At 60.3% G+C, this 12,995-nt stretch carries 14 protein-coding genes; 4 read left to right on the top strand and 10 right to left on the bottom strand.

What is annotated here, in order from left to right; genetic code table 11:
- Nucleotides 1–36: 36 nt before the first annotated feature.
- Complete coding sequence (locus CRI93_RS05885; protein WP_141491583.1) at nt 37–480, top strand: carboxypeptidase-like regulatory domain-containing protein; 444 nt, start codon at nt 37–39, stop codon at nt 478–480.
- Nucleotides 481–545: 65 nt separating this feature from the next.
- Here the strand turns inward: CRI93_RS05885 and CRI93_RS15345 are convergent, their stop codons facing one another.
- Together CRI93_RS15345 and CRI93_RS05895 are read right to left on the bottom strand one after the other, a co-directional pair.
- Nucleotides 546–1,010 (bottom strand): permease family protein, encoded by a 465-nt coding sequence (locus tag CRI93_RS15345; protein ID WP_098061697.1) that lies wholly within the window; start codon nt 1,008–1,010, stop codon nt 546–548.
- 313 nt (nt 1,011–1,323) lie between these two features.
- On the bottom strand, nt 1,324–3,363 hold the full coding sequence (locus CRI93_RS05895; RefSeq protein WP_217992506.1) for a glycoside hydrolase family 97 protein: 2,040 nt from the start codon (nt 3,361–3,363) through the stop codon (nt 1,324–1,326).
- A gap of 341 nt (nt 3,364–3,704) precedes the next feature.
- On the opposite strand from CRI93_RS05895, the gene ric reads away from it, so the two are divergent.
- Nucleotides 3,705–4,421 (top strand): iron-sulfur cluster repair di-iron protein, encoded by a 717-nt coding sequence (gene ric, locus CRI93_RS05900; RefSeq protein ID WP_098061699.1) that lies wholly within the window; start codon nt 3,705–3,707, stop codon nt 4,419–4,421.
- A 35-nt stretch (nt 4,422–4,456) separates the two neighbouring features.
- Here the strand turns inward: ric and CRI93_RS05905 are convergent, their stop codons facing one another.
- Nucleotides 4,457–4,891 carry an RrF2 family transcriptional regulator gene (locus CRI93_RS05905; RefSeq protein WP_176521728.1) on the bottom strand — a complete coding sequence of 145 codons (435 nt, stop codon included), beginning with the start codon at nt 4,889–4,891 and terminating at the stop codon, nt 4,457–4,459.
- 264 nt (nt 4,892–5,155) lie between these two features.
- Here CRI93_RS05905 and CRI93_RS05910 point away from each other — a divergent pair, with 264 nt between their 5' ends.
- Nucleotides 5,156–5,656: an HPP family protein gene (locus CRI93_RS05910; RefSeq protein WP_217992507.1), complete on the top strand. Its 501-nt coding sequence runs from the start codon at nt 5,156–5,158 to the stop codon at nt 5,654–5,656.
- 60 nt (nt 5,657–5,716) lie between these two features.
- Here CRI93_RS05910 and CRI93_RS05915 read toward each other — a convergent pair whose 3' ends face one another.
- The 6 genes from CRI93_RS05915 to CRI93_RS05940 all read right to left on the bottom strand — a co-directional run bounded on the left by CRI93_RS05915 (nt 5,717) and on the right by CRI93_RS05940 (nt 8,854).
- Nucleotides 5,717–6,880, bottom strand: a complete 1,164-nt coding sequence (locus CRI93_RS05915; protein WP_141491585.1) for a hypothetical protein — start codon at nt 6,878–6,880, stop codon at nt 5,717–5,719.
- 6 nt (nt 6,881–6,886) lie between these two features.
- Nucleotides 6,887–7,327, bottom strand: a complete 441-nt coding sequence (locus CRI93_RS05920) for a hypothetical protein (protein WP_098061702.1) — start codon at nt 7,325–7,327, stop codon at nt 6,887–6,889.
- Nucleotides 7,328–7,393: 66 nt separating this feature from the next.
- Nucleotides 7,394–7,738 carry a ferredoxin FdxA gene (fdxA, locus tag CRI93_RS05925; protein ID WP_098061703.1) on the bottom strand — a complete coding sequence of 115 codons (345 nt, stop codon included), beginning with the start codon at nt 7,736–7,738 and terminating at the stop codon, nt 7,394–7,396.
- A gap of 61 nt (nt 7,739–7,799) precedes the next feature.
- Nucleotides 7,800–8,204 carry a group III truncated hemoglobin gene (locus CRI93_RS05930; RefSeq protein ID WP_098061704.1) on the bottom strand — a complete coding sequence of 135 codons (405 nt, stop codon included), beginning with the start codon at nt 8,202–8,204 and terminating at the stop codon, nt 7,800–7,802.
- A 36-nt stretch (nt 8,205–8,240) separates the two neighbouring features.
- On the bottom strand, nt 8,241–8,552 hold the full coding sequence (locus CRI93_RS05935; RefSeq protein WP_098061705.1) for a metal-sulfur cluster assembly factor: 312 nt from the start codon (nt 8,550–8,552) through the stop codon (nt 8,241–8,243).
- 113 nt (nt 8,553–8,665) lie between these two features.
- The gene (locus tag CRI93_RS05940) at nt 8,666–8,854 is read right to left on the bottom strand and encodes a DUF2249 domain-containing protein (RefSeq protein ID WP_098061706.1); all 189 of its coding nucleotides are present in this window, start codon (nt 8,852–8,854) and stop codon (nt 8,666–8,668) included.
- 217 nt (nt 8,855–9,071) lie between these two features.
- On the opposite strand from CRI93_RS05940, the gene CRI93_RS05945 reads away from it, so the two are divergent.
- Nucleotides 9,072–9,404, top strand: coding sequence for a hypothetical protein (locus tag CRI93_RS05945; RefSeq protein ID WP_098061707.1), 333 nt, complete (start codon nt 9,072–9,074; stop codon nt 9,402–9,404).
- 129 nt (nt 9,405–9,533) lie between these two features.
- Here CRI93_RS05945 and dpdE read toward each other — a convergent pair whose 3' ends face one another.
- Nucleotides 9,534–12,944 (bottom strand): protein DpdE, encoded by a 3,411-nt coding sequence (gene dpdE / locus CRI93_RS05950; RefSeq protein WP_098061708.1) that lies wholly within the window; start codon nt 12,942–12,944, stop codon nt 9,534–9,536.
- Nucleotides 12,945–12,995: the final 51 nt, after the last annotated feature.

Here is a 12,995-nt window from a genome sequence, read left to right on the forward strand (position 1 = left end):
GACATATGCTCGGGTCTCAACAATCAGGTGATCGATATGCGCCGCGTGCTGCTTCTCATTCTTCTGGCTCTTGCGCTGCTTGGGTGCGATCATCTAACCGACGCGGTCGTCCACGAGCCGCTTTCAACAGCAGGAAGCACCGTAGATTCGGTTGATACAGCCGCTCCGGGCACGATCGAAGGTCATGTGATTGATGCCGAAACGGGAGAAGCACTCCCTGGCACATCGGTTGTTCTCCCCAGTCAAGAGCAAGGAGCGGCCGCAGACCAAGAAGGTATCTTTCGCATTGAGAACGTCGTGCCCGGTTCCCACCAGTTTGTGGCTCGGTTCGCAGGCTATCGTACGGCCAAGACGTCAGTTGATCTAACAGACGGCGGGGCGCAACTCCACATTACAATGAAGGTGTTGCCGGTGGAGGAACGGGGAGACGTCATTGTCCTGCGGTGTTTTGGCCCCGATACGACCGCCGAGCGCGAGTAGTGCAACCTCGGATTACATCCGGGGTGACTCTGCGCGTGGGGAGGATCACCTGCAAAAGGGGGTGTTCAATTCCGGTTGTACGCAATGTCAAACAGCGAGGCGGCCTCGCTAAGCGCGTGATCGATCTGACTATGCTTCTGCGTGCTTTCCTCCGGTAGATGCACTTTATCATGAGACCCGGACTTCTGGTACTGAATCCGGATGGCGTTTTCGCCTAACGACATCGCCTTGACGTCGTCCCATTTAACCGACTTGTCTCCCCAGACAGACGTGTTTTGGGATGTGATGCCGTCCTTATCGATGCGGAGTTCGGGCTGCTCCACAAACAGGTGCCTGTATCGAATCGAAAGGCTCACTGCTACAGCGCCTAATCCGATAGCAAGGCTGAATATCCAGCTTTCTGCGAGGGTATTATTTACGTATGTGCATGCAAGAAGGCCCAAGACTACGGTACCGACCAGAAAAGTCGCGACGGAAAGGATATTAGCATACCCTGCGTTCTTAGCAGGACGAATGATAGTTGATTCCATATCTTTGCACTGAGGGACTATTAGATGAAGTACCTGAGGTGTGACAACGTTTTATGCCATGGGTTCAGAAGGCGTACAGCTCCCTATCGCCCCGTCATCCTGACGGCGTTGGGGCACCGTCAGGATTTTCCGTTCCAGCCCCGCAATGCCCGTTTTCGGCAAAGGAGGCACTCCCTGCCTCTTGCGAGAGACATAATTGTCTTTCGGTGCTTCGTGCCGGATTCGACCGTCCATCACGTCCCCAATACCCCGGACCTCAGATCACGTCCGGGGTGACTTTCCATAAGAGAGCGAATTGTTTGTAAGCACGCGCCTACTCCAACCGCGCCACATCCTCCTCGGTAGCGGGGCGGAAGCGGATGACCTGGCCGCCGCCTGCTGCCAGGCGCAGGGTAAGGTCGGTGGTGTTGTCCACAAGGCGCTCCTCCGTCACCATGTCGTACGGGGCGTCTTCCCAGTGGGCATCGGTGCCGTCGCGGTAAATTTCGGCGACGTAGCGCGTCTCGGCATCCAGAAAGCTCAAAGGCGCCGACAGCACGCGGCCCGTCTCATCGGTGATGCTGCCCAGGTACCAGTCGTCGCTGTTGCGGTCCTGGCGGGCCATCGTAATGTAGTTGCCGATGCTCGCGTTGAGCACCTCGGTGTCGTGCCAGTCGGTGGGCACCTGCGTCATGAACTGAAGCGCCTCGGGCCGCTCCTCGTAGTTTTCGGGCAGATCCGCCAGCATGTGCAGCGGACTGTAGATGGTGATGTAGAGCGCCATCTCCTTCGCCAGTGTGGACTTGATGCGGTTGTCGGGTTTGTGCTCGTCGAAGTGCAGATCGACCATGCCCGGCGTATAGTCGAACGGACCCGCCAGGCTGCGCGTGAAGGGCAGTCGTGCGGTGTACTCAGGCGGATGGCCGCCCGCGCCGCCCCAGGCGTCGTATTCGCGGCCCATCGCCACCTCGCGGGTCATCAAGTTCGGGTAGGTGCGGCGGAGGCCGGTATCCTTCACGCCCTCGTGCACGTTCAGCATAATCTGATGCTCAGCGGCCAACTCCGTCACCTCTTGATGGTGGTTCACCATAAACTGCCCGTGATGCCACTCGTACTGCGTTTCGCCGTCCTCGCCCGGACGCTCAATCTCGGTGTCGTGGCCTACATAGCCCATCTTCACGGCGCGCACGCCCAGGTCTTCGTAGAGCTGAAAGGCGTCTTCCATCTGCTCCTCGTAGTGCAGCACCCCCGCCGAGGTCTCATGATGGCCCATCAGCCGCACATCGTTATCGCGGGCATACTGCGCCACCTCCTCCAGGTCAAACGCGTCGACCGATTCGGTGAAGCTAAATACCTTGCCGCTGTCGTACCATTCTTCGTCCCAGCCCACATTCCAGCCCTCCACAAGCGTATGCTCCAGGCCGTGCTCGGCAGCAAAGTCGATGTAGCGCTTGGCGTTCTCGGTGGTCGCGCCCAGATCCTCGCCCGGACTCCATGTCGATTTGTCGAGGTGCATCTCCCACCAGATGCCGTTGTACTTAGCTGGTTTGATCCAGGATGTATCTTCGATTTTGTTCGGCTCATTCAGGTTCAGAATCAGATACGACGTGATGAGATCGCCCGGCGCATCCGCCAGTTGCAGCGTGCGCCACGGCGACACCCGCGTATCCTGCACGCGCACCCGATCGCCCTCGCCCCACGGCATCAGGTTCGATTTGAGGGTGGTGCTGTCGGTGCGCTCCAGCGTCATCGTCGAAAAGTCCACCAGGGCCGCTTCATGCATACTGATGTAGAGGTCGTCGTCGGTGCGCATGGTGAGTGGCGTATGCACCGTATCCGCCTCGCTGAGCGGCGTGTTCTCGAAGTAGTACTCAAAGCGGTTCCACTGATACGCGTCGATGTACCACGACTCATGGTCGCCTGTCAGGCGGAACTCGGTCAGTTCATCCGCAATGCGAAACTGCTCCATGCCCTCTTGCTCGGGGAATTCGTAGCGGAAGCCCACGCCATCGTCGTAGACGCGAAACGTGACCACCAGATCACGACCTGGCGCCTCCTGCTCCGTCAGCGTGATGCGCAGCTCGTTGTAGTGGTTGCGGATGAACCGCTTCTCGCCCCACACCTGCTCCCACGTATTGTCGAACGATGACGTATCGACCGCGGTGATTGCGAACGGGCCGTCGAGGTCAGGCGCATCCTCCAGCAGAAAGCCCAGCGGTGAGGGCTCTACCACCGGCTCGCCCAGCCGCGCAATACGGTACATGGGCACGCCGCCGTCGATCTCCACCTGCACGGTGTTAATAGCACTGGGGGATGCGACAGCCGGACGCTCCGAAGCAGGGGCATCGTCAGCAGGTTGGGCAGCAGCAGGCATGGCGCACAGTAGTACCGTGGAAGCGAACAGCAGGGCGCACAGTAGCGGGCGAGGCAGCATAGATAACAGTTCGATAGCAAACAGAAGCGAGCAATCTGCCCAGTAGCAGACCACCCTCCGAAATGCAACGCACGCGGAAGGGGTTTCGCAAAATAAAGACGGTGCAGATGGGGGCGGTCGCCTGAAAGACATGAGTCAGCAGGTAGATGGTATCATACCCAAGATCATGTGAATCTGTCTCTATTTAAAACTTATGACTATTAAATACTGAACTGTAGAATCCAACAGGATGTATGGAGGAATGAAGTTGCCCATTGCATCCCCCTGACACTCTATTTGACATGGATACGATATCTCCAGACACGCTGGTGGCCGACCTGGTATCGGCGCAGCCGCGCTACGCACGCATCTTCGAAGAGTTGGGCATTGACTATTGCTGTGGGGGCGAGCGTCCACTGCGCAAGGCCTGCGCCGAGCAGGGATTGGAGCCGAAGACGGTGGTGCGGATGCTCAGTGCGCATTCTGCTGCCCAGAGCGCGCCTGATGCGGATGCCGCGCCAAAAACGGACTGGACGCGCGCTTCGCTTAGTGATCTGATTACGCACATTGAAAAGACGCATCACGCGTACCTGCGAGGTGAGCTGCCGCGCCTGGATGAGCTTCTCACCAAAGTGACACATGTGCACGGCGCCGACCTGCCATGGCTGCGCCGCGCCAAACAGGTGTTCGATACGATGGCATCGGATCTATACGCGCACATGGAGAAGGAGGAAACCGTGGTGTTTCCGTTCATCCGGCGGTTGGAGGACGGTGAGGCTACGGCTCCACCAGTTGGAATGGATTCCGATCCGATGGCGCTCATGGAGCATGAGCACGACGAGGCGGGCAATGCCCTCAAGGAATTGCAGGCGCTCTCGAACGACTTTTCAATGCCCCGTGGAGCATGCGGCACGCTCCGCGCTACGATTAACGGGCTACAGCTTTTGCAGAAAGATATGTTTCAGCATGTACACAAGGAAAACAACATCCTTTTTCGTCGTGCACGGGTGTTGCAGTAGAGTGGGCGCTTGCCCAAAATACAAGGCATCGCAACCTATGTGACGGTAAGGCGCACATTATAATCCTGGATGCGCGTGGCCATTGCGGCAAGCGATGTGTTGCGGAATAGCGTAGCCAGCTGGTCACGCTGATCGACCCACTGGTCGTGGAGCGGGCACGGGTCGGCATTGCCACAGCCGGGCAGGCCCAGTACGCATTCGGTGAACAGTGCCTCGTCGTCAATTGCCACCACAATTTCGTAGAGATTGATAGCGGCGGGGTCACGGGTAAGAGCTACGCCGCCGCTGGGGCCGCGATGCGAGGTGAGGAGTCCGGATTTGTTAAGCTGCTGAAAGATTTTGGTGAGGTACGGAAACGAAATATCCAGCGCGTCGCTGATCGTGCCAATCGAGACGTATCCGTCTTCATCAAGCGAGGCCAGGTACAAGGTGGCTCGCATTCCGTATTCGCAACTCTTGGAAAGCAGCATGTATCGTAGACGGGTTAGTAGATCGGCCGAGTGCTATTTCGGACAAGCAGGAGCGAAAATAACGAGGGCTGCCTACGTGCGTTCCTGCAATTGGGCAGTGGCCAGCGCGACCTCGGGGTACGTGGCGGCCGCTAAGATGCGCTGCGATGATGTGCTATGTCGGCTGGAAAGGTATTTTGCACAGACTCCACACACGTGGAGCCGTCGTTCCCGTACGTCGTACAGAAACAGGCCGCATTTCGCTCTCTCTACTATTTCGCCCCCTTGAAGAGTCAAACTCGCCGTATTCTTCGCATCAGTCTGGATGCCGCTATGCACGTGGCCTTGCTGGGCAGCATCGTGTGGATGACCGGACATCCGTTTATCTTTCCAAGCCTGGGTCCTACGGCGTTCGCGTTGGCCCTTCATCCGCACGAGCATACGGCATGGCCAGTCATTGGCGGGCATTTCTGGGGCATTGTATCGGGGCTTACGGTGTACACGTGTGTCGCTTCGGGGCTGGCAGTCACGGGCGAATATGCGCCGTTTTCGGAGGCTGGGCTGTGGCTGGCGCTGAGCGGGTCCCTCTCGGTTGCGTTGACCGCGATTGCTATGTTAGCCACTCGGAGCGCGCATGCCCCGGCCTGTGCTACAACGTTGATCATCTCGCTCGGACTCCTTCCAACGCTCACCGAAGGCGCAATTATTTTGATGTCGGTGACACTGCTCTACGGGGTACACACCGCGTTCTTTGCCTGGTTTGAGCGGACGCGGTTCGTTACTTAAGCAGGATGCCGAGCTATCGCCTCGGTGCGTAGCAGTCTCTGATAGGCAGATGACGGTGCTTCATCGCGGTGCCAATGAGCGCCCGCCGTCCAGGTCGAGTGATTCTTTTGGCGGGGCGTCGGGAGGCGAGGGGGGAGCTTGGATGATGCTGTATGCAGTTGCTCCCAGAAAAAGCAGGATAGCGGCAGCGTTGCTCCATCCGCCAATCAGGCGCAGTGTGGCATAGGGCCACAGATCGCCGACTATACGCGCTACCAGAGAAAGGTGCAGCAGTGCTACAGGGCCGTAGAAGAGCGGTCGATACGGAATGTCGATATCCAGCACCGAAGGAAAGATCACGGGGGCATGCGCAAAGATCATGCTGAACACGAAGCCGACAAACACGGTGTGGAGCATGGCATCATAAAGAAGGCCAGCGGTCGGCCATCCGTAGGTCAGCATCAGCCCGCCGCCCACAAGGAGCCATCCGTATCCCATCAGCAAACACACGGCCATAAATCGGGGCAGCCCCGCATGTGTGACGGTGTGACGTGCTATGTCGTACGCGATCAGCCATCCGCCGAGTGCGACGAGTCCTGCACCGAGGATACGAGCGCCCGTATCCAGTGAAACCAGTGAACAGGCCAGCCCGAGGCCCAGCACAACGATGCAGGTCATGAATCCGTACCGCACGTAGGACGCATGCTGCATCATGCGGCTCAGCTCCAGGCGCTCGCCGGCAATGGTGAGCACTAAAAACCCCAACCACCAGGGCGTCAGATACGGGATGGGCCACCCGGTCAGCCAGAGCCCATTGCCCACAGCCCAGGCAACCGCCCCGGCAGCCATGACAACGGCAAAAGGAGCCGCCTGGATAGACAGCACAACGCCAAAGATTATGACAAGCCCAGCGCTGCCAAGAGTAATGAGAAGTGGTCCGCCGGGAGGGGCAATCCCCAATAACGCTGCGAATGCCCCCAGGCCAACCAGTGCAGGCACGGCGTACGTCCACCTGCGGTTTAGTGCAACAGCGCGCTCCAGGCTGATGAGGGTGCCGAGAAAGCCGCACACCATGAGCGGACCGTGAACGCTCGGATTAGGCGCAATTGCCGCAAGGCCGTTCCACCCAAGGCGCAGCAGACCGGTCCATAGGCCGGCCATCAGCACCATGCCTCCCAGTGCAATGAGAGCTATGCGCATGCGGCGAGACGCGACTGCCCCGGAGGGGAAAAGTTGGTTTGGCATGTCGGATCAGGAGATGTACGCGCCAAGAAGCCATCCGGCCGTCCCTAAGGCGCTCAGTTTTATCGCCTCAAGAGCAATGTAGCCCAGATGAAACCAGGTGTTGGCTTCGTCAATGGTGCCCTCAACGATAGCTGCAGCTTGAGAAAGAAGCTCGGGGAGGAGCCACACCGTTTGAAGCAGCAGAATGACTCCAATGCCTCCCAGCACCCAGCGCAATGCGCCCTCAGGCCAAGCAACTATGCAGAGTGCACCGGCCAGAGCCGCCAGCCCAAGTTCGGTCCAGTTGAGCGCCGCAAACACGTGGCGGCCCACATCAAGGCCGATTTCGCGGGTTACGCTTGGAGCGGTAAACTTGACAGGGGCTTCCAGGAGTGAAATCCCCGCTACCAGTCCCAGCCATACAAAACAGATTGCTTGTAAGAGGCGAAGTGCAAATGTCTCATCCATGATACGTAGAAAATCAATTGGGAGAGTCCGTGGAATCCAGGCAGTACATGCCGTAGCCAGATGAGGCTACACATCCCACGTTAGGATGTCTTCTTCGGATTTCTCTCGTGTCTCCCATTCCGCGGCATCGTCGGCAGGCTCGTGCTTGGTCACGATATTGTAGCCCATCTCGCGCCACTGATTGGCCAGGTACTCATTCCATTGCAGGTAGTGCGCCCATTCTTGCGGCACCTCATCGTCCGGGTAGATTGCCTCGGTCGGACACACCGGCACGCAGGCGTTGCAGTCGATGCATTCATCCGGCTGAATCGCCAAAAAATTGGGGCCTTCGTAGAAGCAATCGACCGGACACACCTCCACGCAGTCGGTGTATTTGCAGTTGATACAGGGTTCAGTAACAACGTAAGCCATAAAAATACAGGGGGATGTGAAGCGATGTGGCAAGCGGCAGCGTAGATCGCAGAGGTACATGTTAACCAAAGCGCTCGGCTACGTCTTCATCGCGGAGCACACCCAGCTTCGATTGAAAGATCGTGGCAATGTGGCGGGCGCGGCTTTTCATCTGTTCGGCATTGGGCCCGGCAAACCGTTCATCTATGATGGATTCAAAGCGGTCGAGCCATCGCGTAAAGTGGTCGGCGTTTAGGCCGTTGAGGGCGGCATGCGCATGAAATGGACGTCCGCGGTAGGTACCGGTTTGAAAGACGACTGAACACCAAAAATCCACCAGTTTAGGCACATGCGCCTGCATATCGACATCGTCAAAGAACGCGCCAATGGACGGATCTTCGGCAATATCGTGGTAGAATGCCTGCACGACCGTGCGTACGTCTTCGCGGGTGGTTAAGTCGGAGTGGGATTCCGAGGCGTTTTCCATGGCACAGCGGGTATCTTAGCGAGAAACGGTAGTGTGTCAGGCATGCGGAGCGCGGAAGCGGTCGGGGCGCACATCGGGGTGCATCATTGCAGGCGACCACGCCGGATTCCACACAATGTCTACATGCACCCGATCGATGCCCCCGATAGGCGTGAGTACCTCGCGCATGGACTTCTTGATGTGGTGGCTAAGTGGGCACGCTGGTGTCGTCATCGACATGGTCACTGTCACATCGCCATCGTCGTAATCGAGACCGTAGATCAACCCCAGATCAACAATGTTGATGCCGAGTTCGGGATCGTTCACCCGGCGCAGCAGATCTGCAATTTGGGCATGTAGAGTAGCCATCGCATCTTGCAATTATGTTTGAGCACCGTAGCAGAGCATGCGCTAACTGATCGTTAAGATTCGACCTTCTCAATCTTGACCCGCCACTCCGTAGGGCCCTCTTCGAGATACGTCTACTCGAACTGGCCCGCGCGCTCGCCCTGAAACTCGTACTTAAGCGGACGCGGATTGTGGTCGTTGATCAGGATGAAGTGCTCGCCGGGCTCCAGCTCGTCGAATGTGCGAAAGATCGTAGGATGCTTCTCGCGGGGCGGAATCGGGCGTACATCCAGCGTGCGTGCGTCGTCGGTTGGGGGCGGCATAGAGCAATTGGCTTGGATACGAGAGGTTGATGCGCCTCTCTTTACCTAAAGCCTCTCCCAACGATTCTTTATTTAAGACACGAAATGCTTAATTAGTGTTTTATTTAAAACCTGATTGTATTAATTCGGCCACGGTCCATCTACAAGCACGCAGACCCAAGTTGCGGAGTACGGCATGCGCACGCTGGCACCAGATGCGAGACTTCGATATACACGTATGGTTCGAGGCCGACACCGCCTCGTTCGCTCCCGTCACCCCCGCCGGAGGCGTCCGCGCTGGGGGCGCAACAGGGCTACGCATCATGAAACGGGATGCCACTTTGGATTTGATGGCACCACCGAGCCGCTGTTCGATGAGGACGCACGCTCGATCACTACCTCGGTGAACGTGACAGCGGCGCTTGGTGTGGTGTGCGGCGTAGACGTGTGGGGACAGGTGCTCGCCCATCGGCTCGTGTTTCGCAATGCGGTCGGAACGCGACGCAGTACCGGACTGAGCGATCTGCTCCTTGAAGTGGAACAGAGTCTGCATCCCCAGCCGCTGTGGTGAGCGGGATCCGGCGGCGGTTCAATGCAGCGTGTTCTACATTTGTGCAAGTGGAAGGACCAACGTGCGGGAGATCCCTCGACGGCACTCGGGATGACAGAATGTGAGGAGTGAGTGCCAAATGGAGTTGGCTCATTCTGCTTCCTCCTCAATCGGGATGGGCTGCCCGGAGAGCACGATTGCACCTACGCTGTCAAGCCGCACGGCGGGCGCGTCAATGCTGGCGTGCAGCAGGTCGGCGTGCTCAGGCGTGAGGGTGTGGTTGGCGTCAAGGCGGGTGTGAGCCTGGCGCTGATGGGTATGCAGCGACTCGGCGTCAAGCAGCGCGTTGCGAGCCGCATCGCGGGCGTCGTTGCAGCGCGTGGCCCAGCGTTTGGGCGGCACAAAATCGTCGAGTACGGGCAGGCGGTCGCCTTTAATGTTCGTATCGGCCCCGCCGTCTTGCTGACGCTCGGGCTCGGCTTCGAGCAGGCTGCGCACGCCTTCGTTGTCGACCACCTGGCCGCGCGCATCGGTGCATACGGTGATGAACTGCGGCGGAAAGACGCCATCGGCGCGGCGTTGCAGGGCGGCCTGGGCGGCGGTATCGTCGGCTTCGGCGAACGAGTCGGTGTCGGCTTCCACCACAAACTCGAAGCGGAAGTAGAGCGCATCCTCCTGGTCCAGCAGGTTCCACTGGCGGCTGGTGCGCCAGATGGCGTAGGCACGGCCCCGGTCATCCCACTCGAAGTAATTGACGAGCGCGTCCAGGAACGGATGCCCAATCCGAAACAGGTTGGCGGATCGGTCGGGGCGCTGCTGGCTGGCCACGGCCACCGAGCGGTGGTACGTGGTGGGCTTGTCGGACTTCGGGAGGAAGCGGTTCAGGATGGTGTCGAAGGGAATCAACGTTTTGCCGTTGAAGTCGGGCTGGTAGCGCATCATGTCGTCGGGGTAGCCGCGCTTGGAGCGGTGGAAGCGCAGCGCCTTGGTGATCCACGGGTCCATGTCGCGGTAGAGGGCGCGGCTGTCGGATTCGAGGTCGTGCAGCGTCTCCAGGTAGGCCGACGCGCCTGCGTGCAGCGCTTCAGGCTGCTCGAACAGCGCCTGGTGCTGCTGCGCCGTGCGGGTGGACTCGGCCTGCGTACGGAGCGCCTCGATGCGATCCGCCAGCGCGTCGGTGCCGTGGGTAAGCAGCGCCTGGAGCACCTCGGGGCGGGCAGACTCGGCCCAGGACTGCACGGGAGCGAGCGAGGCGTCGAACACGCCGAATCCGTCGCGCAGCAGGTGGTACCACGCCTCAAAGAGCGAGCCGTCGACGTCGGGTCCGAGGTAGACGTGCGTGTGCAGCGGACGCCCATCGCGCCCGATGCGGTCGAGCCGTCCGATGCGCTGCTCGATGGCGACCGGATCCCACGGCAGGTCGTAGTGCACAAGGTGGTCGGCATGCTGCAGATCGGCACGGTCCAGCGCCGACGGGTCGCACACGAGGATACGGCAGGCGTCCTCTTCCACGAGCCGATCGATCGCATCGGCGGCCAGGTCGGGCTCGGTGGTGGTGTGATGCAGCGCAACGGCAGCGTGGCCAAACTGCTCGGTCAGCACCTCGTGCAGATGCGTGGCGACCGACGGATACTTCGTGTACACCACGAACGTCTCGGGCAGCTCATCGTCGGGGTCGATCTTTTGATCGAGAAAGGCCCGGAGCCAGTCGGCATGCGACAGGTCCATCGCGTCGACCTCGGCGCGGGCGGCTGTTTCGATCTGCTTCAAGAGGTCGTCCTCGCTGTCGAAGCGTGGCACGCTGGATAGCCGATCCATCTCGGCGGCGGTCAGGTCGTTCGAGAGGCGTGCAGCGGCTGTGCCTTCGCGCCGGTAGGCCGCCACATCGGCAACAAGGGGCAGGTGGCTGCTGGCGGTTTCTGCCAGGATACGCAGTACCGATGCGTAATCGTTGGCCTCAGCATCGTTGCTGGCGGCATCAGCGGCCTGGGTGCGCCAGGTGGCGAGCAGCTCGTGCACGTTTTCCTCGCGCAGATCCATGCCGAACTCGGCGTAGCCCGGTGCGCTGCGTGGCGTGTCGACTGAATCCACGTCGGCGCGCTGCACATGCAGCATGCGCGGGTGCCAGCGGTACGTGTCGGTCAGGCGGATACGTAGGGCGTTGGCGGCGTCGGAGCGTGCGTCCTCATCACCGTTGGCGGCGGCCTCTTGGAGGGCATTCATGGCACGCCGAAGGTCGGCCTCGGATTCGGGAACGGCCTCGCGGAGGTCCGAAAGAATGGCGGTGTAGACATCGGCCTGGGCTTCCCCCTGAACAATCTGTTCCTGAAGCATTTGCAGGGCAGATCCGATGGCCTGGCGCTGTTCGTGCTTCTGATGCAGAGATTCGCGGTCGCCACGAGGGTAGGCGTCGCCGTCGAGCAGGTGCAGGGGCGGATGCAGGTCCGCAGGATCGGTGATGGCGGGAGCGTCGGCGAGCAGGAGCAGGCGTGGGGCCTGATGCGTGCGGGTGGCCATGGCCTCGAACGCGTCGTGGTCGGCATCGAGGCGGTGCGCCTTGTCGACAATGAGGAGGTCGGCCTCGGGGGCGTTCGAGAGGGCGTGCAGCGCGATGAGCGTGACGGTGCCGGGGAGTGCGTCGGTATCGAACTGGTCGCTAAGCGTACGCTTCCACCGGGCGTGCCGGTCGCGCGGGGCGGCGATGCATACGGTGGCGTCGTCGGCGTCGATGAGCGTCTGTCGTACAAGGATGCCCGTCTGTACAACCGCGCCGAGCCCCGGCTCGTAGGTGAGCAGGTAGCGCGGGGTGGGATCTTCGAGGATACGCTGCGCCACATCCACCTGATGCGCGTACAGATTGATGCTGGCCGAGAGGAGTCCGGAGGCGTTGTGTGCGGCGCTGCGCTGGCGCAGGAGGGCGCGCACGAAGGGTTCGCGCTGGTTGCGGAAGAAGACGGTTTCGTGGCCCTTCTGCTTGAGCGTTTCGGTGGGATCGGCGACGGGGCGCGACCACCGCACGAAGAGATGCTCTTTGCCGGGATCTTTGACTTCCTGGTCGGGCAGCTCGATCATGTGGTCGCCATCGCCGAGGCGGCGCACGCGGCCCATGTGCCAGCGCTCGGCCTCGGGATCGAAGACGTAGCAGCGCGTCTGATTGGCCAGGCGCACCACGCGCAGGTCATGGGCGGGAACGGAGCGCGTTTCGCGGTGGGCAATGGTGTCGAAGTATTCGACAGTAGCGGTGCCGTTGTCGAGCGCCACGCACTTGCCAATGCCGAGTCCGTTGCCCGCAATCACGAAGTCGTGCGGGCTGATGTCGGCATCGGGGAGCGGCTCGGCACCGGGCGGATGCTCGGGATCGCCCAGGTGTTGCGCCAGGGCCTGGAGTTGCGGGTAGTCGGGCAGCGATTCGCCGGCGGCCCACTGCTCTACGGTTGGTGGCAGCGTACCAGTGAGGCGGGCGAGGTCCTCCCACGAGTAGCCCAACTGTTCGCGGCGCGCGGTGAGCCACCAGTGAAGCAGGAGCACCATCTGTTGATCGTCGGTTGCCGGGGTTGCCATAGGGCGGGTGTAAAGCGCGTGGGAGAGAGCATGAGGGCTTCCGTGAACAGA

Origin of the sequence: Longimonas halophila (genome assembly GCF_002554705.1) — a bacterium.
In the GTDB taxonomy this organism is placed as follows: Bacteria; Bacteroidota; Rhodothermia; order Rhodothermales; family Salinibacteraceae; genus Longimonas; species Longimonas halophila.

What these genes read in the sequence shown, in the direction of transcription:
- CRI93_RS05885 (WP_141491583.1), top strand. Translation starts at nt 37, where the DNA reads ATGCGCCGCGTGCTGCTTCTCATTCTTCTGGCTCTTGCGCTGCTTGGG.
- CRI93_RS15345 (WP_098061697.1), bottom strand. Translation starts at nt 1,010, where the DNA reads ATGGAATCAACTATCATTCGTCCTGCTAAGAACGCAGGGTATGCTAAT.
- CRI93_RS05895 (WP_217992506.1), bottom strand. Translation starts at nt 3,363, where the DNA reads ATGCCTGCTGCTGCCCAACCTGCTGACGATGCCCCTGCTTCGGAGCGT.
- ric (WP_098061699.1), top strand. Translation starts at nt 3,705, where the DNA reads ATGGATACGATATCTCCAGACACGCTGGTGGCCGACCTGGTATCGGCG.
- CRI93_RS05905 (WP_176521728.1), bottom strand. Translation starts at nt 4,891, where the DNA reads ATGCTGCTTTCCAAGAGTTGCGAATACGGAATGCGAGCCACCTTGTAC.
- CRI93_RS05915 (WP_141491585.1), bottom strand. Translation starts at nt 6,880, where the DNA reads ATGCCAAACCAACTTTTCCCCTCCGGGGCAGTCGCGTCTCGCCGCATG.
- CRI93_RS05920 (WP_098061702.1), bottom strand. Translation starts at nt 7,327, where the DNA reads ATGGATGAGACATTTGCACTTCGCCTCTTACAAGCAATCTGTTTTGTA.
- fdxA (WP_098061703.1), bottom strand. Translation starts at nt 7,738, where the DNA reads ATGGCTTACGTTGTTACTGAACCCTGTATCAACTGCAAATACACCGAC.
- CRI93_RS05930 (WP_098061704.1), bottom strand. Translation starts at nt 8,204, where the DNA reads ATGGAAAACGCCTCGGAATCCCACTCCGACTTAACCACCCGCGAAGAC.
- CRI93_RS05935 (WP_098061705.1), bottom strand. Translation starts at nt 8,552, where the DNA reads ATGGCTACTCTACATGCCCAAATTGCAGATCTGCTGCGCCGGGTGAAC.
- CRI93_RS05940 (WP_098061706.1), bottom strand. Translation starts at nt 8,854, where the DNA reads ATGCCGCCCCCAACCGACGACGCACGCACGCTGGATGTACGCCCGATT.
- CRI93_RS05945 (WP_098061707.1), top strand. Translation starts at nt 9,072, where the DNA reads ATGGTTCGAGGCCGACACCGCCTCGTTCGCTCCCGTCACCCCCGCCGG.
- dpdE (WP_098061708.1), bottom strand. Translation starts at nt 12,944, where the DNA reads ATGGCAACCCCGGCAACCGACGATCAACAGATGGTGCTCCTGCTTCAC.